The organism is Pandoraea soli, from assembly GCF_902459595.1.
Taxonomy (GTDB): domain Bacteria; phylum Pseudomonadota; class Gammaproteobacteria; order Burkholderiales; family Burkholderiaceae; genus Pandoraea; species Pandoraea cepalis.
In genome coordinates this window covers 485,448-510,715 of record NZ_CABPSG010000002.1, presented here as the reverse complement: position 1 = coordinate 510,715, position 25,268 = coordinate 485,448, and the positions used below count along the sequence as shown (strand labels likewise).

The window sequence follows — 25,268 nt, the reverse complement described above, 5'->3', positions numbered from 1 at the left end:
GGCGCCGCGCAGCACTTTGGAGGAGGCACTCCCTATGGATCGCGGTGAACTTGCGGGCAAGACCATCGTTCTCGGCCTGACCGGCGGCATTGCCTGCTACAAATCGGCCGAACTCACCCGGTTGCTCATCAAGGCCGGTGCGACGGTGCAGGTCGTGATGACCGAGGCCGCCACGCAATTCATCACCCCGCTCACGATGCAGGCGCTCTCGGGCCGCCCGGTCTTCACCAGTCAGTGGGATGGCCGCATCGACAACAACATGGCGCACATCGATCTCTCGCGCGAGGCCGACGCCATTCTCATCGCCCCGGCCTCCACCGACTTTCTCGCCAAGCTCGCGCACGGCATGGCGGACGATCTGCTGTCCACGCTGTGTGTGGCGCGCGATTGCCCGCTGCTGGTGGCGCCCGCGATGAACCGTCAGATGTGGGCCAACCCGGCCACCCAGCGCAATGCGGCGACGCTGCGTGGCGATGGCATCGCGGTCCTCGGCCCCGGCAGCGGCGAGCAGGCCTGCGGCGAAATCGGCGACGGGCGGATGCTCGAACCGGAGGACCTGTTCGAGGCGCTCGCCAGCTTCTTCCAGCCCAAGCGACTCGCCGGGCGCCGCGTGCTCATTACCGCCGGCCCGACCTTCGAGCCCATCGACCCGGTCCGCGGCCTGACCAATCTGTCCAGCGGCAAGATGGGCTTCGCGCTCGCGCGTGCAGCGGCGCAGGCCGGTGCCGAGGTACATCTGATCGCCGGCCCGTGCGCGCTGCCGACGCCCTACGGCGTCACGCGCCGCAACGTCCAGACGGCGCAGCAAATGTACGACGCGGTGATGGCCGACCTATCGCAGCTATCACACGTATCGCACAACGACCTCTTCATCGCGGTGGCCGCCGTGGCCGATTGGCGCGTGCGCGACGTGGCCCGCGACAAGATCAAGAAGACGGGCGACGCCGACGTGCCGACGCTCGAATTCGTGCAGAACCCCGACATCCTCGCGGCCGTCGCGCAGTTGCCGACGCCGCCTTTCTGCGTGGGGTTCGCGGCCGAGTCGGGCGACCTGGAGACGCACGGCGCCCAGAAGCGCAAACGCAAGCAGGTGCCGCTGCTCGTCGGCAATCTCGGTCCGGCCACGTTCGGGCAGGACGACAACGAAGTCATCCTGTTCGACGAAGCGGGGCAGCAGCGTCTACCGCGCGCCGACAAGGCATCGCTCGCCCAGCGCCTGATCGCTGAAATCGCCGCCCGGCTTCCGTCGCGCGCGCCGGGCTGACGAGCATCCCCGCCACACCCAGCGCCGCCCACCGCCTCATCGGTGTCTCGTCTGTCATCGTCGTTGTCCGGCGACGCTGGCAGATTGGCTGCAACGCTCGGCGTCACGGCCTGAGCCTTTCGGCCATCGCAAACAATAACAAGCCAAATGACGCAACCTCCTACCCTCGCGCGGCCCGCCGTCAGTGTCTACGGGACCCTGAGCATGCTCGCCGCAATCATGTTCTTCGGTTTCATGACGATCGGCATGCCGCTGCCGGTGCTCCCGGTCTACGTGCATGAAACGCTCGGCTACGGCTCGTTCGTGGTCGGCGTGACCATCGGCATCCAGTCGGTCGTCACGTTGCTGCTGCGCTCCTACGCCGGACGCACCGTCGACACCCGTGGCCCGCGCCGCGCCGTGCTGACCGGCCTGTGCGGCTGCGGCGCGGCGGGTGTGCTGTATCTGGCGGCGTCGATGGTGCCGAACCCGGCGCTCGCGCTGGGCATTCTCATCGCGGGACGCGTTGTGCTCGGCTTCGGCGAAAGCCTGATCCTGACCGGCGGCATGTCGTGGGGCATCGGCCTGCTCGGCGCCGCCCACGCCAGCAAGGCGATTTCGTGGCAGGGCGTGTCGATGTACACGGCGATCGCCATCGGTGCGCCGTTCGGTGCCTATCTGCTGCAATCGGCGGGCTTTACGGCGGTCTCGCTCGTGAACATCGCCCTGCCCGCCGTCGCCTTCGCGATCGCGCTGCGTCTGCCGGCCGCCGCGCCCGTCGGTGGAAATCGTCTGCCGTTCTTCCGTGTGGTGGGGCTGGTATGGCGCCCGGGATTGGCCATGACGCTGGGCAGCATCGGCTATGCCGTCATTGCCGCGTTCATCACGCTTTACTATGCGAGCCACGGCTGGTCGGGTGCCGCGTTCGCGCTCACGCTCTACAGCGCGTGTTTTATCGGCATGCGGATCGTGCTCGCGCACGCGGTCGATCGTTTCGGCGGACGCCGCGTGGCCATGGCCTCGCTCGTGTTCAGCGCCATCGGCCAGTTCCTGCTGTGGGGCGCAGTGAACCCGGATATGGCCCTCGTGGGCGCCGGACTCACCGGCGTGGGCTTCTCGCTGGTCTTCCCGGCCCTGGGCGTGGAAGCGCTGCGCCAGGTGCCGCCGCAGAACCGCGGCGCGGCGCTGGCGGCCTACTCGGCATTCTTCGATCTGGCGCTCGGCCTGATCGGTCCGATGGCCGGACTCGTCGCCAACTATTTCGGCTATGCCTCGATCTTCCTGTGCGGTGCCCTCGGCGGCATCGTCGCGATTCTCATGATTGCGCGCCTGCCGCACGCAGGTCCGGTCGCGACACCGGCGGATTCGTCCGCCGGCAGCGGCCACTGATTCTGCATCACTACGATGTCGATGGCCCGACGCCGTCGACCTGGAGCCTCGAACTCATGACGTCTACGGCCGCGGCACGCATCAAGCTGTCGATCCTCGATCAAACTCCCGTAATTCACGGCCACAGTGTGGCGGACGCCATCGCAGCGACCGTCGAACTGGCGCAGGCCGCCGACGATCTGGGCTACACGCGCTACTGGTGTGCGGAGCATCACGGGTTGCGTGGTGTAGCCAATCCGGCGCCGGAGGTCATGATCGCGCGGCTCGCCAGCGTGACGAAGTACCTGCGGGTCGGCTCGGGCGGCGTCATGCTGCCGTACTACAGCCCGTTCAAGTTGGCCGAGCAATTTCTGATGCTCGAGGCGTTGTTTCCGAATCGCATCGACCTTGGCGTCGGACGCGCCCCCGGCGGCGACATGCGCACGGCGCGCGCTGTCGCGAAAGGGCCCTACGATGCCGGCGAGCACTTCCCGCAACAGGTGGCTGAGCTGGCCGGCCTATTCAATGACACGCTGGCCGACGATCACCCGTATCGCGACGTGCTGCTGCAACCGGCGGTGGCAACGCGCCCCGAGTTGTGGGTGCTGGGCTCGAGCGAGTTCGGCGGTCTGCTGGCCGCGCAGCTCGGCCTGCGCTACTGCTTCGCCCACTTCATCAATGCCCATTATGGCCATCGCGTCACGCAGGCGTATCGCGAGCGCTTCACGCCGGGCGCGTTGAGCAAGCCTTATTGCGCCGTGGCGCTCTTCGTCATCTGTGCCGATACCGACGCCGAGGCGCAAGCGCTGGAAGCCGGCGTCGACTTGCGCCGCGTGCAGATGGCGTACGGCATGAACGAACCGATTCCAAGTCTTGAGCAAGGCGCGCAGGCCACGGCACAGTATCGTGAACGGGAGTTGTCCGTGATCGCGCGCGAGAAGCCGCGTAGTATCATCGGCACCCCGGAGCGCGTAACCGAACGCGTGCTGGCGTTGCAGGAACAGTTCGAGGCCGACGAAATTGTCGTGTTGACCGTGGCCGGCAGTTATCGCGCCCGGCTGCGCTCACATGAACTGCTCGCGCAAGCGTTTTCGTTGCGCAGCGCCGACTGACGGGCACCGGAGACGCGCTTGCCTGTGCGCGAAGCGTCCCCGGCCGCATTTTTCGACAGCAATCCCCCATCCAACGCCATAAGACCATGAACCTCGACGTCAAGATTCTCGACGAACGCCTGCGCTCGCAGTTGCCCGCCTATGCCACGCCCGGTAGCGCCGGGCTCGACCTCCGGGCGTGCCTCGACACACCGATGACCATTGAACCGGGACAGACGGTGCTCGTGCCGACGGGGCTGGCGATTCATCTGTCCGATCCCGGCTACGCCGCGTTGATCCTGCCGCGCTCGGGCCTCGGCCACAAACACGGCATCGTGCTTGGCAATCTGGTGGGACTGATCGACTCGGATTACCAGGGCCAATTGATGGTCTCGACCTGGAACCGGGGTCATGTGCCGTTCGTGCTGAATCCGTTCGAGCGTCTGGCGCAACTGGTGATCGTGCCGGTCGTGCAGGCCACGTTCAACCTCGTCGACGCGTTCCCCGAGAGCGATCGCGGCGCGGGCGGTTTCGGCAGCACCGGCAAGCACTGACGCCACGCGGCGGCGGCGCGACCCGGCCGACGAGGACCACGAAAAAGCGCCGCATGAAGCGGCGCTTTTTCATTGGGCGATGCCGTGACGATTACTCGACTTCGGCCGCTTCCGGTTCGGCACGGGCGTTACCATCCTGCGGGAAGGACAGTTGTACCTGATCGTGCTCGTCCAGATTCACCGTGACGCGCCCGCCGCTGGTCAGACGCCCGAACAGCAATTCGTCCGCCAGAGCACGACGGATCGTGTCCTGGATCAAACGTTGCATTGGACGCGCGCCCATCAGCGGATCGAAGCCCTTCTTCGCCAGGAACGCGCGCAGCTTGTCGGTGAAGACCACTTCGACCTTCTTCTCGTGCAACTGGTCTTCCAACTGGATGAGGAACTTGTCGACCACGCGCAGGATGATCTGCTCGTCAAGCGGCTTGAAGCTGATGATCGCGTCCAGACGGTTGCGGAACTCCGGCGTGAACATGCGCTTGATGTCGGCCATTTCGTCGCCGGCCTGACGCTCGTTCGTAAAGCCGATGCTCGCACGGTTGATCGTCTCCGCGCCTGCATTCGTCGTCATGATGACGATGACGTTACGGAAATCCGCCTTGCGACCGTTGTTGTCGGTGAGCGTGCCGTGGTCCATCACCTGAAGCAGAACGTTGAAGATGTCCGGATGCGCCTTCTCGATTTCATCGAGCAGCAGCACGCAATGCGGCTTCTTCGTGACGGCTTCGGTGAGCAGCCCGCCCTGGTCGAACCCCACATACCCCGGGGGCGCGCCAATCAGACGACTCACCGCATGACGTTCCATGTACTCCGACATATCGAAGCGGATCAGCTCGATGCCCAGCGTGAAAGCGAGCTGCTTCGCGACTTCGGTCTTGCCCACACCGGTCGGGCCCGAGAACAGGAACGCCCCGATCGGCTTGTCCGTCTTGCCCAGCCCGGCACGCGACATCTTGATCGCGGCCGACAAGGCGTCGATGGCCGGGTCCTGCCCGAACACCACGCTCTTGAGGTCGCGGTCGAGCGTCTGGAGCTTGCCGCGGTCATCCGCCGACACACTCTGCGCCGGAATGCGCGCAATCTTCGACACGATGTCCTCGATCTCGCCCTTACCGATCGTCTTCTTCTGCTTGGACTTCGGCAGGATGCGCTGGGCGGCGCCGGCTTCGTCAATCACGTCGATGGCCTTGTCAGGCAGGTGACGGTCGGTGATGAACTTGGCGGACAGCTCGGCCGCGGCCGACAGCGCACTCGACGAATACTTCACGCCGTGATGCTCTTCGAAGCGCGACTTCAGCCCCCGCAGAATCTGTACCGTCTGCTCGACGGTCGGCTCGTTCACATCGATCTTCTGGAAACGACGCGACAACGCGGCGTCCTTTTCGAAAATGCCGCGGTACTCGGTGAAGGTCGTGGCGCCGATGCACTTGAGCTGCCCCGACGACAACGCCGGCTTGAGCAGGTTCGAGGCGTCGAGCGTGCCGCCCGACGCGGCGCCCGCGCCGATCAGCGTATGAATCTCGTCGATGAACAGGATCGCGTTGTTGCGCTCCTTGAGTTCCTTGAGCACCGCCTTCAGGCGTTGCTCGAAGTCGCCGCGATACTTCGTGCCGGCGAGCAGCGCGCCCATGTCGAGCGAGTAGACGGTGGCGTCCTGCAGAATCTCGGGCACTTCGCCGCGCGTCACGCGCCAGGCGAGGCCTTCTGCGATGGCTGTCTTGCCCACGCCGGCTTCGCCGACGAGCAGCGGGTTGTTCTTGCGGCGGCGGCACAGCACCTGCACCACACGCTCGACTTCCGCCTCGCGCCCGATGAGCGGATCGATCTTGCCGTCGCGCGCCAACTGGTTGAGGTTCTGGGTGTACTGCGCGAGCGGGCTTTCCTTGGCGTTCGCCCCCTCTTCCCCTTCGGCACTGCCTTCGCCGGCCTTGGCCGACTCGCCAGGCGCGCCCGTCTTGGAAATGCCGTGGGAGATGAAATTGACGACGTCCAGACGCGTCACGCCCTGCTGCTGCAGGTAGTAGACCGCGTGGGAGTCCTTTTCACCGAAGATCGCGACCAGCACGTTGGCGCCCGTCACTTCCTTCTTGCCGTTGGAAGTCGATTGCACGTGCATGATGGCGCGTTGAATCACACGCTGGAACCCGAGCGTGGGCTGTGTGTCGACCTCGTCGCTACCCGGCACCGTCGGCGTATTGTCGGCGATGAAGTTGCGCAGGTTCTGCCGTAAATCCTCAAGATTTGCGGCGCAGGCGCGCAACACTTCGGCAGCGGTCGGGTTATCCAACAGGGCGAGCAACAGGTGCTCCACCGTGATGAATTCGTGTCGTGCCTGGCGCGCTTCCATAAACGCCATGTGCAGGCTGACTTCCAATTCCTGGGCAATCATGCTTCCTCCATCACGCACTGCAGCGGGTGCCCGGACTGCCTTGCATGGCTAACAACTTGCTCAACTTTGGTCGCCGCGACGTCGCGCGTAAAGACCCCACAAACTCCCCTGCCCTCTCGGTGAACCTTGAGCATGATCTGCGTGGCAGACTCCCGGTCCTTATTGAAATATTCCTGAATGACCATCACCACGAATTCCATCGGGGTGAAATCGTCGTTCAACAGTACCACCTTGTACATCGATGGCGGCTTGAGCTGTTGCTCCTGCCGCTCCTGTACGGTGTCGTCATGCGTTGTCGGTAAGGTTGCCATACGTGGATTGTAAACAACTCCCGGGTTCAGCATGCCATCGGAGCCCCGATTGCCGCCTGCCGTCCGGTCGTCCACCGGAATGCCAACACTCGTCGTTCCGCGCGTTGTCCAGCAAGGCGCCGCAGCCCCGACCATCGGGACGTGCCACACCCATATGAGTCAGCTTAACCCAAATTTCAAGGGCGTGTCTCCGCACGGCCGGCGCCCGCGCAAGCATCAGGGTAAAACCTGATCGAGCACAACTTCTATCGTTCAAAAAGGGCTTGACACTATTGGTAGTTAGCGAAAACAATCAACGTGGCGCTTTTCCTCAATAAGGGTTTTAAAAGAAAAGATGCCTGGGTGAGCCTAAGAAGCCGCCGCCAGCCGGCGGGATTTTCAGATGTGCTCGTTGTTGCGGTGATGTGTAGTAGTCGTAATTGTTCAGGGGAAGTTCGTATGGCAACCGGTACGGTCAAATGGTTTAACGACGCCAAGGGTTTCGGGTTCATCACGCCGGATGAGGGTGGCGAAGATCTGTTCGCGCACTTCTCGGCAATTCAGATGAACGGCTTCAAGACCCTCAAGGAAGGTCAAAAGGTGCAGTTCGAGGTCGTCCAAGGCCCGAAGGGCAAGCAGGCTTCGAACATCCAGGCACCTGCCTGAGGTAGCGTCGCTCGTCGCATTGAAGACCCGGCTTCGGCCGGGTTTTTTATTGCGTCGCAACAATGCAACCTGTGCCGATGAATTTCCGCTTCGCGTTGCGGATACCAAAAGCGAAGCCGCTTTCCACTCTGTCCGGGTAGCTTTATGAAATTCGATGGCGTTTAAGCCATTTGTTACTTGGCTTCATCGATATATTCCGCTCCATTATTAAGTTGGCATTGGCTATTGTCGTGCTGCGGAAATCCATTGCGCATCTGGCCTATTTGACTCAGCATTCCTATGCAGTCGGCCGGTCAACCACCACTCAATAGTCGCGTGTTAAGTATTGGAATGAACGGATTGTTTAAGGCGTCCGCAAGCCGAATCCGTGGCAGTTATGCGAATCACGCATGAATATCATTTGTTTCTCGTGAAATATTTTTGAAACGAATGATTCATTCCGGTTCGAACGGCCCCCGTCTCTCTTAGCGTTGCCCCAAGGCGGGGCAACGCGCCGGTCTCACGGCAAAGGCGTCAGCCCAGATCGACGTAGACCTTGTCGGCCTCGACGCGGATCGGATAGCGCCTCACTGCCGCGGTGAGCGGCGCGCACATCGCTGCGCCGGTTCGCACGTCGAACTTCCCCTGATGCAGCGGGCACTCGATCTCGTGCCCGTCGAGAAAGCCGTCGCACAGGCGCGCGTTTCCATGCGTGCAGGCGTTGTCCGTCGCATACACCTCGCCATCCACGCCGTACAGGGCAATCTCCCGGCCACCCACGATCACGCCGATCGCGTCGTCCTCGGGAATGGCGTCGCGCGACGCAGCCTCAATCCAGTTGCCGCTCATCATGTACCTCGCTTCAGATCGGATAGATCAGCGAGTTGGGGATCATCTCGCTGTCGAAAATGCATTGGCGGGACGCGAATTTCCATCCGTCGCCCGTTCGTTTGACGATGTCCAGATAGCGCCCGACCGACAGAATGTCGGTGAGCTGATCCGGCTTCGTCCGAAATACCGCGTAGTTGGCCTCGACCCGCAGCGTGTCGTCGTCGAGTCGCCGAATGGCCGGCAGTCCGATCACGTGGCGCTGGTAGTAAGGGTCGTGGAACAGCGTGTCGCGAATGCCGTAGATGCGATCGCGCAGCATGCCGCGGCTCTCGAACGACAGCGTTGCCAGTGGCAGACCCAACTCGAAATTTTCGCGCGGCTGAATGCGATACACGCAGTCATCCAGGAAGAAATCGGGCCAGGCATCCCACTGTTGCGCGTCGAGCGCCGCGGCGTAGGCGGCATTGAGGTCGACCACGGCCTGAAACGTTGCAAAATCCACCATCGCGTCGTCTCCTCAAACGCCCATGACGCGGCGCCAATAGGCGTACATGCCGCGAATCAAGGTTTCCGTCACCATGTGTTCCGTGTTTTCCACACCCGTGCCGCCCAGTTCCGCAATGGCGCGATGCCAGGGCTTCTGCGCGAACCCCTCCTGCGAACACTCGATGGCCTCGCCGTCGTCGGCCGACACGAAACCGGCCGGGCCGAACAGATTGGCCTGACGCAAACGGCGCTGCGTCATTTCCTCGGTATCGTCTTCGAAACCGAAATGTGTCCAGACGAAGTCGAACGCATCGTGACCGCGCGGCTGGATGTGACGCGTCGATACCGAGTTGACTTGCTGCTGCAGAATCACGCTCGGGAAAAGCGTCATGAGCACGGCCGTCGGCCCCTTCCACCAGTCTTCCTGCACGATGTCGAGAAAGCGCGTGTCGTTGAGCGACATCGACGCCTTGAAACTCGACACCCCCGAGGTCACTTCCCCGCCACCGCCCTGCCCGCGCGTGGACACCATCGCGGCATGACGCCCGTGCTCGTCCATCACCAGGCGCGATTTGTTATCGGCGCGCCACAACCCAAACGTCACGAACCATGTGTGCAGCAACCCTGGGTGGTACGGGTCCTTGATGTTCTCCTGCATCAGCTTCCAGTTCCCGGGAATGCGCTGCTTGTTGTAGCCGAGCAGTTTGAGCTTTCGCCCGTCGAACAGACGATCGAAGTAGGCGCAGATCTCCGGCCCGAGAAAGTCCTCGAGCGATTCGATCTCATGATCGAACGACGCGAAGATCACACCGCCGCGCGTGGCGACCCTGAGCCGGGTGAGGCCGTGATCTTCTGGATTGAAGTCCTTCGGCATGCCGCCGTTGATCTTGCCTTCCTGCTTCACGCCGCGCCGGAACGGCACGCCCTGCAGATTGCCCTTCAGGTCGTAGTTCCACTGGTGATACGGGCAGTGGAAGTCCGTGCGGTTGCCGCGCTTTTCGCGACAGAACTTCATGCCGCGATGCGCGCAGACGTTTTCGACGACGTTGATGTCCCCTGCGGCATCTCGCGTCACGATGACGGAGCGCTCTCCGATCACCGTTCGTTTGAAATCGCCCGGATTCGGCACTTCGGCCTCCAGCCCGACGTAGTTCCAGTGGTTGCGGTAGAAGCAGGCGTCCAGCTCGCGTCGATACAGTTCTGCGTCCGTATAGACGCGAAAAGGAATGCGGCTCGAGCCCTCGGCGGGCCAGACATCCGACGGTTGCGCGCCGGCGCACGGCGCCGGGTCGAACTCGGCGGTCTGCGGTGTGGTACTCATGATCGTCTCCTGAGGGGGATGCAGGGAAGGTTGGGGAGGCCGGGCAGGCGCCAGTGCACTGCTGGCGGGAACTTCACCGGCCGTCATGCCACCTTCGCGTAAAACGCGTCGGCATAGATATGGGCGGCATCGATACCGCGCTCGCGCAGCAGCCGGGTGGCGGCGTCGACCATCGGCGGCGCACCGCACAGATAAGCGCGCCAGCCCGAGAGCGCATCGGGGCCGACGTAATCGGCAGCGAGCGCGTGCGTGACATGCCCCAGGCGGAATCCCGGATTCGGTGCGTCGGGTGCGATGGGTGCACCCGGGGCGTCGGTCGTCGTCACGACATGCAGGCGAACGCCGTCGTGACGCGATGCGAGTTCGCGCAGCCACGCGAGGCCATACACGTCCGCCGGCGAGCGCGCGCCGACGTAGATGTCGATGGGATTGGTCATGCCTCGCGCGAGCGCCCCGCGCACGATCGAGAGCACCGGCGCCAGACCGGTGCCGCCGGCGACGCAGAGCATCGGCCCGTCATGCCGCGTGCGCAGATACGACGTGCCGAGCGGCCCTGACACGCGCACGGCATCGCCGACCTTGAGCTGTTCGTCGACGTAGCCGGTCACGGACCCGCCGGGCACACGGCGGATGTGGAATTCGAGCGTGTCGTCGGCATCGACCCCGGCCATGGAATACGGACGACTATGCGCAGGCGTGAATTGCAGCGTGGCGTACTGACCAGGCGAGAAGCTGAGTGGTTTCGCGGGCTTGAGCACCAGACGCTTGATGTCGTGGGTCAGCGGCTCGATCGCGAGCACGGTCGCCTTGAGAATCTTCGCGGGATGCACGACCACTTCGTCGACATCCGGCAATCCGATCTCGCAGTCGCCGTGGACGCTCGACTGGCACGCGAGCACGTAACGCCCAGGGGGTGTCGTGTCGCCTTCCTGTCCCGTCATGTCGTCGTCGTGATGACGATATTCAACGCCGTCGGCTTCGCGCACGTCCCCTGAAACGACTCGGCAGCGGCATGTGCCGCAGCGGCCTGACAGGCAACTGTAAGACATCGGGATCTGCCGATCGGTGAGCGCTTTCAGCAAATTGTCGCCGGGCGCGACGTCGATGCGCTCGCCGAGCGGTTGCACGTGAACTTGCATGGGGATTGTCTCCGTTCTGTCGGCACCCGCCCCGGGCACCGAGTGTGGCGTTTGGACGCCGTTTGAAAGAAGCATCGCGCAAGCCGCTTTATAAACCAATAGAATCTCGTTTATATCCTCCATAAATTTCAGTGATTTTTCTGATCATCGAGACGCTGCTCCATGGACCTGCATTCCGTCGACCTGAACCTGCTGGTGGTCTTCCAGCATCTGTACAACGCGCGACGCGTGTCTCGCGTGGCAGAGACGCTTGGTGTGACGCAACCCGCGATCAGCAATTCGCTCGCGCGACTGCGCAAGTTGTTCAACGACGAGTTGTTCATCCGCACATCGCGCGGCATGCTGCCGACCCCGATGGCCATCGAACTGGCCGAACCGGTCGCCGCGGCGCTGGATGCGCTACATGGGGTCTTCAATCGTCAGCTCGCCTTCGATCCGGCAACGAGCCAGCGCGCGTTTCAAATCGCCATGACGGACATCGGTGAAGTGCACTTCCTGCCCAGGCTCATGCACGCGCTTGGCGAGCGGGCACCGGGCATTACGATCAGCACGGTGCGCAATACGGCGGTCAACTTGCAGGAGGAGATGGCGGCGGGTCAGGTGGATCTCGCCGTGGGGCATCTGCCGGATCTGACGACGGAGTTTTTCCAGCGGCGTCTGTTTCGTCAGAAGTATGTGTGCATGTTTCGCCCCGGGCATCCGCTCGACCGACCGGCGACGGCGAGGATGGCGCGCGAGGATTTCGAGCACGCCGAGCAGGTGATGGTGGTCGCCGCCGGCACCGGGCACGGCCGGGTCGACGATTTCATGGCGCGCGCTCACGTACAGCGCAACATCCGGCTGCGAGTGCCGCACTTCGTCGCGCTCGCCGACATTCTGCACGCCACGGATCTCATCGCCACGGTGACGGAGAAGTTTGCCCAACGCAGCGCGCAGCACTTCGGCTTGCGTTACGTCGACCATCCGCTGGACCTGCCCGAGGTGCAGATCAACCTGTTCTGGCACGCGCGCTATCACCGCGAACCGGCAAGCCAGTGGATGCGCGCGCTACTGTTCGAGCTGTTCTCGGAGTGAGGCGGCGAGCCGCCGCCCCGTTCCGAATCACGCGTTGAAACCGCCATCGATGGTCAGGCTGGCACCCGTCACGAAACCCGCCTCGTCGCTGGCGACATAAGCCACCATCGCTGCGATTTCCTCGGGACGCGCATGACGCTTGAGCGCCATCAGGTCGTGCATCGTCGCCGCGAAATCCCCGGTGGCGGGATTCATGTCGGTATTCGTCGGGCCCGGCTGCACGTTGTTGACCGTAATGCCGCGCGGCCCAAGGTCACGGGCCATGCCCTTGACGAGGCCGACCAGTGCCGCCTTGCTCATCGCATACGTCGCGCCGCCCGCAAACGGCATGCGCTCCGCGTTGCACGAGCCGATATTGATGATGCGACCGCCCTCGCCCATGTGCGCGAGTACCGCCTTCGAGGCCACGAACACAGCGCGCACGTTCACGTCGAGCATGCGGTCGAATTCCTCCAGCGCAAGGTCGGCCACCGACGCCATCGAAAACACGCCGGCATTGTTCACCAGAATGTCGATCTTGCCGAGCGCGTGGGCGGCATCGTTGATTGCCTGGGTCAGGGCGGTGGCATCTGCTGCATCCACGGGCAAGGCCATGGCACGCCCGCCGGACGCCTGAATGCGCTCGACCAGATCCTGCGCCGCGGCCTTCGATCCCTTGTACGTGAACGCAACCGCCGCACCGCCATGCGCGAGCCGCTGCACGATCGCCGCGCCGATACCGCGCGAGCCGCCTGTCACGAAAGCCACCTTGCCTTGAAAGTTCGTTGCCATCTCATTGCTCCATTCGGTTAAGAGGTGAAGCCAGTATCGCGGGCAAATTACGCCTCAACTAGACCATAATCCCTATCATCACTTTCAACCCCATGGAATAGATGACCGATGGACGCCTTGCATCTGATCGAATCATTCGTCCTGAGTGCGCGTGCGGGCAGTTTCTCGGCGGCCGCGCGACGACTGGGGATGACCCCTGCAGCGGTAAGCAAGAATGTGGCGCGACTGGAGGGGCAGCTCGGCTTGCGGCTGTTTCACCGCAGTACCCGCAGCCTGACATTGACGGCGGGCGGCGAGCGATTCCTGCTGGACGTCGATGGCCCGTTCGCGGCCCTGAACGACGCCTTTTCACGCGCCGCCGAGCGCGAAGGCACCCCTTCCGGGATCCTCAAGGTGAGCGTGGCCCACGCCTTCGGCCGCCAGTATCTCGTGCCGTTGCTGGGCGACTTTCTTGCCCGCTATCCGGATGTCGTGCCGGATTGGCGATTCGACAACCGGGGCGTGGACGTGGTGAGCGAGGGTTTCGACGCCGCGATAGGCGGCGGCATCGAACTCACCCCCGGCGTCATCGCCCGGCGCCTGGCACCGACGTACGCCGTGATTTGCGCGTCGTCCGACTATATGCGCGCGCGCCAGGTACCGGGGCATCCCGCCGAACTCGCGACGTTCGACGCGATCGTCCGGCGCTCCGGAACGTCGGGCCGGCTGCGCGCATGGGATTTGCGAAACGCGATCGGTGAGCGGGTCAACGTCGAGGCGCGAACCCGCATGATTTTCGACGACCCGGAGGCGATGGCGCACGCCGTCGCGCTGGGCTATGGCGTGGCGTTGCTACCGATGCCGCATGCCGCGCCCCTGCTCGCGTCCGGTCGCATTCAACGGCTGTTGCCGGGTTGGTTCGAGGAATACGGCGGGGTATCCCTCTACTATTCGAACAAGAAGCAGCTACCGCTGCGGACACGCGTGTTCGTGGATCACGTTGTCCACGCGTTCGAAGCCCAACGCCTCGCCGCGTATTTCGACGGGCGGTGAGTGGCCTCGACAGCATCGCTCCCCCGTGCGCATTGCGACCCGCCGCGCGTGAGGCTACCGAGTCGAAGACCCCGCGGGTCGCGCTGGTCGGCGCGCTGCGCGCCCGTCCCTTGCGTTACGCGTACGCATGCACTGTAATGAAAGCGTTGTGCCGACGGCTTGTGCGGGCAAGGAGAACGTCCACGTGTCGGCCGCGAAAGGGGGGTTGGGAGGTCCGACATGGACACCACGACGACCGCATGGCGAGTCATGGGACTCGTCGCGTGCCTGCTCACGGCGGGCGCGGCGCATGCACAGTCAGCGTATCCTCCGCCGACCCTCGCGGTAAGCGTGGGCGTCGGCGAGAAGGTGGCGATCTGGGTGCAACCCAACTTCAGCGTGCTGTGCCGCTCGTTGGGCCAGCCGACGTTCGAACTCGACTCGACGCCCGCACTCGGTAAAGTCACGCCGGAATGGATCGACTACGTGGTTCCGGACGGACAACGCTGCGAGACGATGCATTTTCCCGGCATGGTCGTCTGGTATCAGGCGGGATCGTCGCCGGGCACGGACACCGTCGTCTGGACCCTCGGTTTTCCGCGCGAACTGACGAGCCGTGTGCCAAGCACCGGCGACCACCGCGTGAGCACCACCATCGTCGTGCACTAGGCCGAGCGCTCCCAGACGGAAGCGTCGGCGTTGCCAGGCGAGCGGCGGCAAATCAGCGGCAGCCCCGTGACGCGTTACATGTTGGCGATCATCACGTTGCCGAAGCCCGAGCACGACACCTGTGTCGCCCCTTCCATCAGGCGGGCAAAGTCATAGGTCACCTGCTTCGACAGGATCGACTTTTCCATCGACGCGATGATCAGATCCGCCGCTTCCGTCCAGCCCATGTGCCGCAGCATCATCTCGGCCGAGAGAATCTCCGACCCAGGATTCACGTAGTCCTTGCCCGCGTACTTCGGCGCCGTGCCGTGCGTCGCTTCGAACATCGCAACCGAGTCGGACAGGTTCGCCCCTGGAGCGATTCCGATGCCCCCCACCTGCGCGGCGAGCGCATCGGAGATGTAGTCGCCGTTCAGGTTGAGCGTGGCGATCACGTCGTACTCTGCGGGGCGCAACAGAATCTGCTGCAGGAAGGCGTCAGCGATCGAGTCTTTGATCGTGATCTCCTTGCCCGTCGTGGGGTGCTTTACCTTGCACCACGGACCGCCGTCGATCTCCATCGCGCCAAATTCGTTCTTGGCGAGCGCGTATCCCCAATCGCGGAATCCGCCCTCGGTGAACTTCATGATGTTGCCTTTGTGAACGAGCGTCACCGAGTCGCGGTTGTTGTCAATCGCATACTGAATGGCCTTGCGCACCAATCGCTCCGTGCCCTCGCGCGAGACCGGCTTGATGCCGATACCCGACGTCTGCGGAAAGCGAATCTTGGTTACGCCCATCTCGTCCTGCAGGAAGGCGATCAGCTTCTTGGCGGCAGCCGATTCCGCTTCCCACTCGATGCCCGCGTAAATGTCTTCGGAGTTCTCGCGGAAGATCACCATATCGATCTTCTCGGGATGACGCACCGGGGACGGCACGCCTTTGAAGTACTGCACCGGACGCAGGCACACATAAAGGTCGAGCTGTTGGCGCAACGCGACGTTGAGCGATCGAATGCCACCGCCCACGGGGGTAGTCAGTGGCCCCTTGATCGATACTACGTAGTCCTTGACAACCTGGAGCGTTTCATCTGGCAGCCATACATCCGGTCCGTAGACCCGCGTCGATTTCTCGCCGGCATAGACTTCCATCCAATGGATCTTGCGCTTCTCGCCGTACGCTTTGGCCACTGCCGCGTCGACGACCTTGAGCATCACCGGCGTAATATCCACGCCGGTGCCGTCGCCCTCGATGTACGGGATGATCGGATTGTCCGGCACGTTCAGGGAGAAATCCTTGTTGACCGTAATCTTCTCGCCTGCCGGGACCTTGATGTGCTGATACGACATGGTGGGGCTCCAATGGGATGAATCGGACTGTGAGCGTCGAACGGGGCGAAGGACCACCGCCCTGCGCGTTACCGCTTTATTGTAGTCACAGCGTTCTATGGCGCGTTGACGCAAATCAAGTCTTATATAAGACATAAGACTTCGGCTCTCGATTATGCATTAACATGACGTTGCTGACCAGCAGCGCGCGCGCCCGCCAAGCGCGTTGCCATACAATCGCGCGCGACGGCATCGGCAACTTCTGATTTTCTTCCCTTGGTATGACACTTCTCGCACTCAACAAGCCCTTCGGTACGATCTGCCAGTTCTCGCCGCATCCGACACGTCCCACGCTCGCCGATTGCGTGGCTCGCCCCGGCGTCTATCCGGCAGGACGGCTCGACGCCGACAGCGAAGGACTCCTGCTGCTCACCGACGACGGTCGTCTGCAGGCCCGCATCGCGGAGCCGGAACGCAAATTGCCGAAGACGTATTGGGCGCAGGTCGAGGGCGAGTACGACGAGGCGGCCGTCGCACGGCTACGCGCCGGTCTCGATCTGGGCGACTTCGTTACGCTGCCGTGCGAAGCACGCGAGATCGCCGAGCCCGCCCAGCTCTGGCCACGTCACCCGCCGATCCGCTATCGCGCCAGCATCCCGACCCACTGGCTCGAAATCACGCTCGTCGAAGGCAAGAATCGCCAGGTCAGACGCATGACCGCCGCCGTCGGCAAACCGACGCTGCGACTGGTTCGCATTGCGATCGGCCCGGTTGACGTCTTTTCGTTGAAGCTGGCCCCGGGACAATGGTGCGAACTGCCGCAACAAATACTTACACTTCCCGGTCAACGAAGCGGTCGTCCACCTCGTTGAGGGAACAGGTGCGCAACATACGCGCCACTCCGAAACAAGGAAACCAAGTCATGAACAAACTGCTGCTTGCACTGACCGCCGGGCTGATTGTGTCCGGCGCCGCGATGGCCCAACAATCGGCGCCGGCCACGGCGCCTGTCGCACCGGCGGCACCCGCAGCAGCGGCGCCCGCGATGTCGGCACCGGCGGCGGCGGATCGCGCAGCCCCCGCGAAAAAGGCTCCGAAGCACAAAAGGCATCACTACAAGAAGTATCACCACAAGAAGCCGGCCACCAAGCAACCGGCCGTCGGTAACAAGCCGTAATACGTTTCACTGAAAAAATCCGCGAGCGGGTTGTCAACCGATGTCCTGAACGGACGTTATAGGAAGTGACTCACTTCGCGGGTCAACGAGTACATCACCCCAACATCGAGCTCCAACGAGGAATCTCATGAAAAAACTGATCGCTGCCCTGGTCGCTGGCCTGTTCGCAACGGGCGTGTTCGCCCAAGCTTCGGCTCCGGCCGCTGACGCTGCTGCTCCGGCTGCCGCTACGAAGCCGGCTGCCAAGTCGACCCACAAGAAGGCCCACAAGAAGTCGCACAAGAAGTCGGCCAAGAAGGCTGCTGCTGCCGAAGCTCCGGCCGCTGCCAGCAAGTAAGTACCACGTCGCGCAGCCTCGCTGCGCAACGCATGGTAATAAGCAGGTTGCTCACGCAGCCTGCTTTTTTTTCGCCCGGCGGCTACAATGGCTCGCCACGTACTTGACGTTCCCCCGATCTTTCCAGGAGCCGTTTGTGATCCGGATTCCACGTCAACTGGCCGCGCTCGCCGCCAGCGCCACGTTTGCCGCTACCGCCGCCGTCCTGGCACTCGCGCCGGCCAGCGCCTCGGCACAAATCAAGCAGGCCGGGCAGTTCCCGACCGTTCAGCTCTCCGCCGGCATGTATCTCATCAAGGCCGAGGTCGCCGCCAATGAGGCCGACCGCGAACAGGGCCTGATGTATCGCACGACGATGCCCGCCAACGCCGGCATGCTCTTCGTGTTCGAACAACGCGCCGGTCACTGCTTCTGGATGAAGAACACCGATCTGCCACTGTCGATCGCGTTCCTGGCCGACGACGGCACGATCGTCAACATCGAAGACATGGCGCCGCAGACCGAGGACAACCATTGCCCGCGCGCCGCCGTGCGTTACGCGCTGGAAATGAATCAAGGCTGGTTCAAAAGCAAGCACATCGGTCCCGGCGCAAAGATTTCCGGCCTGCCGCGCTGAACGAAGGCGTTGCCCTCAGTGCGCGCCGCTCGATAACCGCAACGCGGGCCCGAGCGAGCGCTCGAGAAAACGATCCAGCAGCCATGGATCGAAGTGACGCCCGCGCTCCGCGAGCATCGCCTCGACGATCTGCGCGGGACTGAGCGCCGCGCGATACGGACGGTGACTCGCGAGCGCGTCGAACACATCGACCAGCGCCACGATCCGACCGGCCAACGGAATACGATTCCCCGACAGCGCATCAGGATAGCCACCGCCGTCGTAACGCTCGTGATGCGTGCAGGCGACCGTCGCGGCCAACGCGCAGGCGGCGCCGCCGAGCGTGCTCAGTATGTCGGCCCCCGATTGCGGATGCATGCGCATCACGCGAATCTCATCGGGCGTCAGCTTGCCCGGCTTTTCCAATATCGCGTTTGGAACACACAGCTTGCCAGTGTCGTGCAGCGCAGCGGCGAGTCCGAGGGCCTGCGCCTCTACGGTTGGTATCCCCAACGCTTGGGCGAAACGCCAGGTGAGCGCGCCGACACGCCACATGTGGGTCGCGGTACCGCCGCGCTTGTGTTCGGCCAACCGGAAGAGTGCCCACGCCGCGGGCGGCAGGCTGCGCATGAGACGAGCGTCGGCGAGCCAGTGGCGGTGCGAGTGGGGTTGGGCGCGGTCGCGCGGGGCATCGTTACAGGTCGCTGCACGCGCGGCATCGCGGGTGCAAGAGGCGCGCGCCACGGGGATGGCGTGCGTTGGCGCAGGGTCGGGCATACATTGTTCGGTGAGTTGAAACGCACACTCTAACGACGCGCAGATCCGCAAATATTGATTGCCATCAAGCCCAGGGCAGATGCCTACAGTCTGGCAACCGCAGCAAAACGAAAGCCCACCGCTCGCGGTGGGCTTTCTTTTTGCCGGTGACGCCAGACGCTCGGGTCGGGCGCCTGACGTCACCTCGTTGGCACGTTGCCGACGTCGACCGCGTCGACCGGCAACGTCCGGGGCCTCGATTACGCGAAGTTCTTTGCGGCGAAGTCCCAGTTGACCAGGTTCCAGAATGCCTCGACGAACTTCGGACGGGCATTGCGGTAGTCGATGTAGTACGCGTGTTCCCACACGTCGATCGTGATCAGCGGCTTGTCCGCGCCGGTCAGCGGCGTGGCGGCGTTGCTGGTGTTGACGATGTCGACCGACCCGTCGGCCTTCTTCACGAGCCACGTCCAGCCCGAACCGAAGTTGCCGACGGCCGACTTCGAGAAGGTTTCCTTGAAGGCGTCGAACGAGCCGAACTTGGCGTCGATGGCCTTGGCCAGATCGCCCGACGGCGCACCGCCGCCCTTCGGCGACAGCGTGTTCCAGAAGAAGGTGTGGTTCCACACCTGCGCCGCATTGTTGAACACGCCGCCCGACGACTTCTTGATGATGTCTTCGAGGCTGGCGCTTTCGAATTCGGTGCCCTTGATCAGGTTATTCAGGTTGGTCACATAGGCTTGGTGATGCTTGCCGTAGTGATACTCCATCGTTTCCTTGGAGATGGTCGGCGCCAGTGCGTCGATGGCGTACGGCAGTTCAGGGAGCTTGTGTTCCATGGCGATTGTCCTTTGTGCTCTGAGGGGAACCCGATTTTGCGTTATCCGGAGCCATCGATTCTAGGGCAGATGCGATAACCCCGCAAACCGCACGGTTACTCGTCTGGCCGCATCGGGTGGCGCCAACGCGACGATTGTTGGCCAATACCGCCTGATCGACGCACGATGCCCGCGATTGACTCGGATTGTCGAACCGAGCCCCGCTAAAAAGTATCGTCTAGCCTGACCTGAACATCACCAATACCCACATCGGCTGCGCCGTCGGCCAGATGCATCGTCACATGCTGGCCGCGCTGGAGTTTGCGCGGGTCGCGCAACGGCTGCCCCTTGGCGTCGAGCACGGCGGCATAGCCGCGCTGCAGCGTGCGGCGCGGGTTGAGCAGCTCGAGTTGCGCCGTCGCATCGGCCAGCCGTTGTGCCGAGCGCTCCGTACGGCGTGACATTGCGTTTTGCAGGCGCTGCGAGAGGAGCGCAACGCGCTCGTGCTGCGGGGCGATGCCGGGCACGGCGCGCGTCAGACGCAGGCGCAGCATCTCGAAGCGGCTTCGGCGCTGAGCCAACGGGCGTTCAAGCGCGTGACGCAACCGATCGGCCAAGTGTGCCAGTTCGCCCCGCTGGCGCGCCAGACGCTCACGCGGCGACACCAGCGCGCGCGACACACTGTCGAGCTGCTGGGCGCGTTGCTCGAGCATGCGCCACATGGCCCGCGTCAGACGTTGGCCCTCACGGTCGACCTCGCGCAAACATTCGTCGCGCGACGCACTGATCAGCTCCGCCGCCGCCGTCGGCGTGGGCGCCCGAACGTCCGCCACAAAGTCGGCAATGGTGAAATCGGTTTCATGCCCCACACCGGACACCACGGGCAACTCGCTGCGCGCGATCGCGTGGGCCAGCACTTCCTCGTTGAATGCCCACAGGTCTTCGATGGCACCGCCGCCCCGGCAAAGCAGCAGGGTATCGACCTCGCGGCGAGCGTTGGCCGTGTCGAGAGCCGCCGCGAGCCGCATGGCGGCATCGGCGCCCTGCACCGGCGCGGGATACACCACGACCGAGACGTGCGGTGCGCGCCGGGCAAGCGTCGTCAGCACGTCGCGCAGGGCTGCCGCCTGCAGCGACGTTACGACGCCGATGCGACGGGCATATCGCGGCAACTCACGCTTGCGCGCCACGTCGAACAGTCCGGCCGCCGCCAGCTTTTCCTTGAGTCGCAGAAACGCCTCATACAGATTGCCTTGCCCGGCGCGGCGGATCGCTTCGACATTGAGCTGCACTTCCCCGCGCGGCACATACATGGAGAGCAGCGCGCGGACCTCGACCCGATCGCCCTCCTTCGGCGAGAAGTCGGCGTGTTGGGCGCGGCCGCGAAACATCACGCAGCGCATTTGCGCCTGGGCGTCCTTGATCGAGAAATACCAATGGCCGCTTGCCGCGCGCGTGAAGTTCGAGATTTCACCGCTGACCCATGCCAGGGGGAAGCTCCGCTCCAGCACGCCGGCCACGGCTTTGTTCAAATCCGAAACACTTAGCACGCGATCCGCGCCACCAGCGGGCCGGGCGTCGTCGAAAGATAAGTTCATGCGTGTTTGCCGGCAAAAAAACTGTCCACAGGCCCGCTAATTTAAGGGTTTTCTCGCCCGGTCGCCGCATTTTTCCTTCGCCCCAATGCCAAACCCTTGATTTATTGGCCCTTGCGGAGCGATTCGCAGCGATGCAGCGACGTGATATCGCCGTCGTCGTGACGCGATCTCTTGATTCGCCGACATGTTCACATAGTTATCCACAGGCGCGCGGCGATTGACTGGGAATCGCGAGTTTGCGGATGTGTTCATTTCTGAAACGTTTTTGTGCCCATTTTTTCATCACGGAGGAAAAAATCACGTCGCATCAATCAGTTGCTGAATGTATCCCAAGCTTTTCCACATCCTTGTGCGCCTGTGGTGTGGAAAACGGTGCTTGCCCATCCCCCCCCTGCACGCTACAGTTCGGACTCGTTTGCCCCATCCCCCGCAATAAGTAAGAGGTCGTCCTTGTTTGCCGTTATCCAGGCCGCCGGCTGGCCCATCTGGCCACTTCTCATCGCCTCCGTATTCGCGCTCGCCCTGATCGTCGAGCGCGCCCTGTCGCTGCGCCGCACCCGCGTGCTGCCAAGCGGCGTGCTCGAAAACGCCATCACGCTCGCCCGACGAGGCTCGGGCAAACAAGACGCGACCGACGCGCTGGCGCGGGGTTCGTTGCTTGGGCGCGTGCTTGCCACCGGCGTTCGCTACGTCGCGCGCAACCCGCAGGGTCCGCGCGACGGCGCGAAAGAAGCGCTGGAAGAGACCGGGCGTGCTGTCGCGCACGAGCTGGAGCGTTTTCTGCCGGCACTGGGCACCATTGCGTCGGTCGCGCCGCTGATGGGCCTGTTCGGCACCGTCGTCGGCATGATCGAAATCTTTGGTGCGCAAGATGCCTCGGGCACGGATCCCGCGCAATTGGCGCACGGCATTTCGGTCGCGCTCTATAACACCGGCTTCGGTCTGATGATCGCGATTCCCGCGATGATCTTCTATCGTTACTACCGCACCCGTGTCGACGCGTTCCTGGTCGAACTCGAGACGCAGGCGGTCCATTTTCTCGATGCCACGCTGCCGCGGCACTGATCCGAGAGACGCACGATGAATTTCCGTCGAGGTCTCTCCACGCGCGACGAACCGGAGATCAACCTGATCCCGCTCATCGACGTGCTGCTTGTCATTCTGATCTTTCTGATGGTCACCACGACCTACACGCGCTACACGGCGCTGAAGGTCAACCTCCCGACGGCCGATGCACAGAAGGCCGTCGTGCCGCCGCGTCAGATCGTGGTCTCGGTCGGCGCCGACGGCAGTTACGCCATTGACCGTCACGCGCTCGCGCAGCGCGATGTCGCGAGTCTTACGGCAGCACTGCGTCAGGCCGTCGGTCCCGCGAACACCGAAGCCGAGTCGCCGGTCGTCGTGATCAATGCCGACGCCAAAAGCGCGCATCAGTCGGTCATCAACGTCATGGAAGCCGCCCGCGAGGCCGGTCTGTCTCGCCTGACGTTCGCCGCACGCGCGACGACGGCCCACGGCGCGGCGGGGCAACCGTCCCGATGACGACACCATCGTCACATCCCAGCCCTGCCGCGGGCGTGCGCTCGCGCGCGCTGGTGCCGCGTCTGTCGGGCTCGTTGGTGCATTGGGTCAGCGCGCAGTGGCAACGACGAGGACTCATCGCCTGGCTGCTGTGGCCGATATCGTGGCTTTTTGCCGCCATGTCGGCCTGGCGGCGCCTGTGCTTCCGCCGGGGATGGAAAACGTCGACGCGGCTGCCGGTTCCGGTCGTCGTCGTCGGCAATCTCACGGTGGGGGGCACCGGCAAAACGCCGACCGTCATCGCGCTGGTCGGCGCGTTACGCGCGCTCGGTTATACGCCCGGCGTTCTGTCGCGCGGATACGGGGCAACGCTGCGACGTCCGACCGAAGTGAGTCCAACGGCACGCCCCGACACGGTCGGCGACGAGCCGCTGCTGATCGCCAAGCGCACGGGTGTGCCGGTGTGGGTGTGGCCGTCACGTGTCGAAGGTGGCCGCGCGCTTCTGGCCGCACATCCGGCATGCGACGTCATCGTTTGCGATGACGGCCTGCAACATTACGCGCTCGCGCGTGACGTCGAAATCGCCGTGTTCGACCACCGATTCGGCGGCAACGGCTTCCTGCTGCCCGCCGGGCCGTTGCGCGAACCGCTCTCGCGTCGACGCGACGCCAATCTGATCAACGCCCCCTACGGCAGATCCCTCCCCGAGTGGCCCGACACCTGGCGGCTGACGCTCACGCTGGGCGATGCCTGGTGCGTGAGCCAGCCGACCCTGACCCGGGCGCTGGCGCACTTCTCGGGCAAACGCGTGTTGGCGGCCGCTGGTATCGGCGCGCCGGAACGCTTCTTCGCGGCGCTGCGTGCCGCAGGACTGCAGATCGAGACGCTGGCGTTGCCCGATCATTACGACTTTGCGACGAATCCGTTCGACGGCGTTGCGGCCGATGCCATCCTGATCACCGAAAAGGATGCAGTAAAATGCGTCACCTGGTCCGACCCACGCGTGTGGGCCGTGCCTGCGGAGGCAGCGCTCGACGCGCGCCTCGTATCCCTGGTAGTGGAGAAATTGCGTGGACAACCGACTGTTTGAGATTCTCGTCTGCCCGTTGTGCAAGGGCCCCCTGGAGTACGACAAGAAAGCCCAGGAGCTGATTTGCCACGCCGACAAGCTCGCTTACCCGATTCGGGACGGCATTCCCGTCATGCTGGCCGATGAGGCGCGCCAGTCCGTCGAAGGCACGCCCGTGCCGCTGAGCGGCGACAAGCCGGCATCGTGAGCGATTCGATGAACACCGTCGACTTTGTCGCCGTCGTGCCGGCGCGTCTCGCGTCGACGCGTCTGCCGAACAAGCCGCTCGCCGATATCGGCGGCAAGCCGATGGTCGTGCGCGTGGCCGAGCGGGCGCGCGAATCGGGGGCGTGTCAGGTGGTCGTCGCGACCGACTCGCAGCGTGTGGCCGATGCCGTCGCCGCGCACGGCTTCGATGTCGCGTTGACGCGTGCGGATCACCCGACGGGCACCGATCGTCTCGCCGAGGTGGCCGTCCAGCAGGGGTGGCCCGACGACACGATCGTCGTCAATGTGCAGGGCGACGAGCCACTCATCGATCCGCGTCTGGTGCACGCGGTAGCGGCGCATCTGGCCGAGCATCCGGAATGCGCCCTGTCGACGGCGGCGCATCCGATCACCGACAACGCCGAGATCTTCTCGCCGAATGTGGTCAAGGTCGTGCTCGACGCCCATAGCCGCGCCCTCTACTTCTCGCGCGCGCCGATTCCGTGGTCGCGCGATGCATGGTCCGCCGGGCTTGCCCATACCGCAACGTTACCCGCGGCGACCACGCCCGTCTTTCGTCACATCGGGCTGTACGCCTATCGCGCCAAATTCCTGCGCACTTATCCGAGCCTGCCGCAGGCCCCGATCGAGACCGCCGAATCGCTCGAGCAACTCCGCGCCCTCTGGCACGGGGAGCGCATTGCCGTGCTCGTGACCGCCGACGCCCCGCTGCCGGGCGTCGACACGGCGGACGATCTCGAACGCGTTCGCGCGCTGCTGCGGAACTAACGCTCGATCCAGCATCAGTTCCAACGTTGACACGCGTGCCGATCGCCGGCGCGCTTGTCCCGGAAATCGCACCGGTACGACGGCCATCGGTCGGCAAAACCCCGCCAGACGGGCTCATCGTGGCATAATCGCTCTGATTCTCGCGAGCAGCCTCCCTGGTCGCGCGCGACGCGCCCGTCCGACGCGTCGCCTGCGCGCAGCGCGGTTGGCC

Annotated in this window: 28 protein-coding genes; 17 read left to right on the top strand and 11 right to left on the bottom strand. The window is 63.8% G+C overall.

Going from position 1 to position 25,268, the window contains the following annotated elements; genetic code table 11:
* Positions 1-34: 34 nt before the first annotated feature.
* The 4 genes from coaBC to dut all read left to right on the top strand — a co-directional run bounded on the left by coaBC (position 35) and on the right by dut (position 4,256).
* Complete coding sequence (gene coaBC, locus PSO31014_RS06320; RefSeq protein WP_150550801.1) at positions 35-1,264, top strand: bifunctional phosphopantothenoylcysteine decarboxylase/phosphopantothenate--cysteine ligase CoaBC; 1,230 nt, start codon at positions 35-37, stop codon at positions 1,262-1,264.
* A 147-nt stretch (positions 1,265-1,411) separates the two neighbouring features.
* Positions 1,412-2,632, top strand: coding sequence for an MFS transporter (locus tag PSO31014_RS06315; RefSeq protein WP_150550800.1), 1,221 nt, complete (start codon positions 1,412-1,414; stop codon positions 2,630-2,632).
* Between the two features lie 56 nt (positions 2,633-2,688).
* On the top strand, positions 2,689-3,723 hold the full coding sequence (locus tag PSO31014_RS06310) for an LLM class flavin-dependent oxidoreductase (protein ID WP_150550799.1): 1,035 nt from the start codon (positions 2,689-2,691) through the stop codon (positions 3,721-3,723).
* Between the two features lie 86 nt (positions 3,724-3,809).
* Complete coding sequence (dut, locus tag PSO31014_RS06305) at positions 3,810-4,256, top strand: dUTP diphosphatase (protein ID WP_017232771.1); 447 nt, start codon at positions 3,810-3,812, stop codon at positions 4,254-4,256.
* A gap of 91 nt (positions 4,257-4,347) precedes the next feature.
* On the opposite strand, the gene clpA is transcribed toward dut, so the two are convergent.
* Together clpA and clpS are read right to left on the bottom strand one after the other, a co-directional pair.
* Positions 4,348-6,645, bottom strand: a complete 2,298-nt coding sequence (clpA, locus tag PSO31014_RS06300) for an ATP-dependent Clp protease ATP-binding subunit ClpA (protein WP_150550798.1) — start codon at positions 6,643-6,645, stop codon at positions 4,348-4,350.
* Positions 6,642-6,956 carry an ATP-dependent Clp protease adapter ClpS gene (gene clpS / locus PSO31014_RS06295; RefSeq protein WP_010807118.1) on the bottom strand — a complete coding sequence of 105 codons (315 nt, stop codon included), beginning with the start codon at positions 6,954-6,956 and terminating at the stop codon, positions 6,642-6,644. Before clpS ends, clpA begins: the two co-directional genes overlap by 4 nt.
* Positions 6,957-7,394: 438 nt before the next feature.
* Here clpS and cspD point away from each other — a divergent pair, with 438 nt between their 5' ends.
* Positions 7,395-7,601, top strand: coding sequence for a cold shock domain-containing protein CspD (cspD, locus tag PSO31014_RS06290; protein WP_017232769.1), 207 nt, complete (start codon positions 7,395-7,397; stop codon positions 7,599-7,601).
* A 513-nt stretch (positions 7,602-8,114) separates the two neighbouring features.
* Here the strand turns inward: cspD and PSO31014_RS06285 are convergent.
* The 4 genes from PSO31014_RS06285 to PSO31014_RS06270 all read right to left on the bottom strand — a co-directional run bounded on the left by PSO31014_RS06285 (position 8,115) and on the right by PSO31014_RS06270 (position 11,357).
* Complete coding sequence (locus tag PSO31014_RS06285; protein WP_150550872.1) at positions 8,115-8,429, bottom strand: non-heme iron oxygenase ferredoxin subunit; 315 nt, start codon at positions 8,427-8,429, stop codon at positions 8,115-8,117.
* Between the two features lie 13 nt (positions 8,430-8,442).
* Positions 8,443-8,916, bottom strand: coding sequence for an aromatic-ring-hydroxylating dioxygenase subunit beta (locus PSO31014_RS06280; protein ID WP_150550797.1), 474 nt, complete (start codon positions 8,914-8,916; stop codon positions 8,443-8,445).
* 12 nt (positions 8,917-8,928) lie between these two features.
* The gene (locus PSO31014_RS06275) at positions 8,929-10,218 is read right to left on the bottom strand and encodes an aromatic ring-hydroxylating dioxygenase subunit alpha (RefSeq protein ID WP_246176295.1); all 1,290 of its coding nucleotides are present in this window, start codon (positions 10,216-10,218) and stop codon (positions 8,929-8,931) included.
* 83 nt (positions 10,219-10,301) lie between these two features.
* On the bottom strand, positions 10,302-11,357 hold the full coding sequence (locus tag PSO31014_RS06270; protein ID WP_150550796.1) for a 2Fe-2S iron-sulfur cluster-binding protein: 1,056 nt from the start codon (positions 11,355-11,357) through the stop codon (positions 10,302-10,304).
* A 162-nt stretch (positions 11,358-11,519) separates the two neighbouring features.
* On the opposite strand from PSO31014_RS06270, the gene PSO31014_RS06265 reads away from it, so the two are divergent.
* Positions 11,520-12,431: a LysR family transcriptional regulator gene (locus PSO31014_RS06265; protein WP_150550795.1), complete on the top strand. Its 912-nt coding sequence runs from the start codon at positions 11,520-11,522 to the stop codon at positions 12,429-12,431.
* Positions 12,432-12,458: 27 nt separating this feature from the next.
* On the opposite strand, the gene PSO31014_RS06260 is transcribed toward PSO31014_RS06265, so the two are convergent.
* Entirely contained in the window at positions 12,459-13,202 is a 744-nt protein-coding gene (locus tag PSO31014_RS06260; RefSeq protein WP_150550794.1) for an SDR family oxidoreductase, read from the bottom strand.
* 108 nt (positions 13,203-13,310) lie between these two features.
* Here PSO31014_RS06260 and PSO31014_RS06255 point away from each other — a divergent pair, with 108 nt between their 5' ends.
* Both PSO31014_RS06255 and PSO31014_RS06250 read left to right on the top strand, forming a co-directional pair.
* Positions 13,311-14,234, top strand: a complete 924-nt coding sequence (locus PSO31014_RS06255; RefSeq protein WP_150550793.1) for a LysR family transcriptional regulator — start codon at positions 13,311-13,313, stop codon at positions 14,232-14,234.
* Positions 14,235-14,453: 219 nt separating this feature from the next.
* On the top strand, positions 14,454-14,882 hold the full coding sequence (locus PSO31014_RS06250) for a hypothetical protein (RefSeq protein ID WP_150550792.1): 429 nt from the start codon (positions 14,454-14,456) through the stop codon (positions 14,880-14,882).
* A gap of 74 nt (positions 14,883-14,956) precedes the next feature.
* Here the strand turns inward: PSO31014_RS06250 and icd are convergent, their stop codons facing one another.
* On the bottom strand, positions 14,957-16,210 hold the full coding sequence (icd, locus tag PSO31014_RS06245; protein ID WP_150550791.1) for an NADP-dependent isocitrate dehydrogenase: 1,254 nt from the start codon (positions 16,208-16,210) through the stop codon (positions 14,957-14,959).
* 260 nt (positions 16,211-16,470) lie between these two features.
* Here icd and PSO31014_RS06240 point away from each other — a divergent pair, with 260 nt between their 5' ends.
* The 4 genes from PSO31014_RS06240 to PSO31014_RS06225 all read left to right on the top strand — a co-directional run bounded on the left by PSO31014_RS06240 (position 16,471) and on the right by PSO31014_RS06225 (position 18,319).
* Complete coding sequence (locus PSO31014_RS06240; protein ID WP_150550790.1) at positions 16,471-17,061, top strand: pseudouridine synthase; 591 nt, start codon at positions 16,471-16,473, stop codon at positions 17,059-17,061.
* A 50-nt stretch (positions 17,062-17,111) separates the two neighbouring features.
* Positions 17,112-17,366: a hypothetical protein gene (locus PSO31014_RS06235; protein ID WP_150550789.1), complete on the top strand. Its 255-nt coding sequence runs from the start codon at positions 17,112-17,114 to the stop codon at positions 17,364-17,366.
* 127 nt (positions 17,367-17,493) lie between these two features.
* Entirely contained in the window at positions 17,494-17,703 is a 210-nt protein-coding gene (locus PSO31014_RS06230) for a hypothetical protein (RefSeq protein WP_130026851.1), read from the top strand.
* Positions 17,704-17,848: 145 nt separating this feature from the next.
* The gene (locus PSO31014_RS06225; RefSeq protein ID WP_425494852.1) at positions 17,849-18,319 is read left to right on the top strand and encodes a DUF192 domain-containing protein; all 471 of its coding nucleotides are present in this window, start codon (positions 17,849-17,851) and stop codon (positions 18,317-18,319) included.
* A 15-nt stretch (positions 18,320-18,334) separates the two neighbouring features.
* Here PSO31014_RS06225 and PSO31014_RS06220 read toward each other — a convergent pair whose 3' ends face one another.
* The 3 genes from PSO31014_RS06220 to xseA all read right to left on the bottom strand — a co-directional run bounded on the left by PSO31014_RS06220 (position 18,335) and on the right by xseA (position 21,470).
* The gene (locus PSO31014_RS06220; RefSeq protein ID WP_150550787.1) at positions 18,335-19,075 is read right to left on the bottom strand and encodes an HD-GYP domain-containing protein; all 741 of its coding nucleotides are present in this window, start codon (positions 19,073-19,075) and stop codon (positions 18,335-18,337) included.
* A gap of 239 nt (positions 19,076-19,314) precedes the next feature.
* A complete protein-coding gene (sodB, locus tag PSO31014_RS06215) occupies positions 19,315-19,893 on the bottom strand; it encodes a superoxide dismutase [Fe] (RefSeq protein ID WP_017232754.1) in 579 nt (192 codons plus the stop codon).
* A gap of 203 nt (positions 19,894-20,096) precedes the next feature.
* Positions 20,097-21,470, bottom strand: a complete 1,374-nt coding sequence (xseA, locus tag PSO31014_RS06210; protein WP_150550786.1) for an exodeoxyribonuclease VII large subunit — start codon at positions 21,468-21,470, stop codon at positions 20,097-20,099.
* A 450-nt stretch (positions 21,471-21,920) separates the two neighbouring features.
* Here xseA and PSO31014_RS06205 point away from each other — a divergent pair, with 450 nt between their 5' ends.
* Genes PSO31014_RS06205 through kdsB form a run of 5 tightly spaced genes read left to right on the top strand, consistent with a single transcriptional unit; the run spans position 21,921 to position 25,057 of the window.
* Entirely contained in the window at positions 21,921-22,535 is a 615-nt protein-coding gene (locus PSO31014_RS06205) for a MotA/TolQ/ExbB proton channel family protein (RefSeq protein ID WP_150550785.1), read from the top strand.
* 15 nt (positions 22,536-22,550) lie between these two features.
* A complete protein-coding gene (locus PSO31014_RS06200) occupies positions 22,551-23,012 on the top strand; it encodes an ExbD/TolR family protein (RefSeq protein ID WP_150550784.1) in 462 nt (153 codons plus the stop codon).
* Between the two features lie 53 nt (positions 23,013-23,065).
* A complete protein-coding gene (gene lpxK, locus PSO31014_RS06195; protein WP_150550870.1) occupies positions 23,066-24,082 on the top strand; it encodes a tetraacyldisaccharide 4'-kinase in 1,017 nt (338 codons plus the stop codon).
* Positions 24,063-24,269 carry a Trm112 family protein gene (locus tag PSO31014_RS06190; RefSeq protein WP_017232748.1) on the top strand — a complete coding sequence of 69 codons (207 nt, stop codon included), beginning with the start codon at positions 24,063-24,065 and terminating at the stop codon, positions 24,267-24,269. The genes lpxK and PSO31014_RS06190 overlap by 20 nt, the downstream gene beginning before the upstream one ends.
* 8 nt (positions 24,270-24,277) lie before the next feature.
* Positions 24,278-25,057 carry a 3-deoxy-manno-octulosonate cytidylyltransferase gene (kdsB, locus tag PSO31014_RS06185; protein ID WP_130027944.1) on the top strand — a complete coding sequence of 260 codons (780 nt, stop codon included), beginning with the start codon at positions 24,278-24,280 and terminating at the stop codon, positions 25,055-25,057.
* The last annotated feature ends 211 nt before the right edge of the window (positions 25,058-25,268 follow it).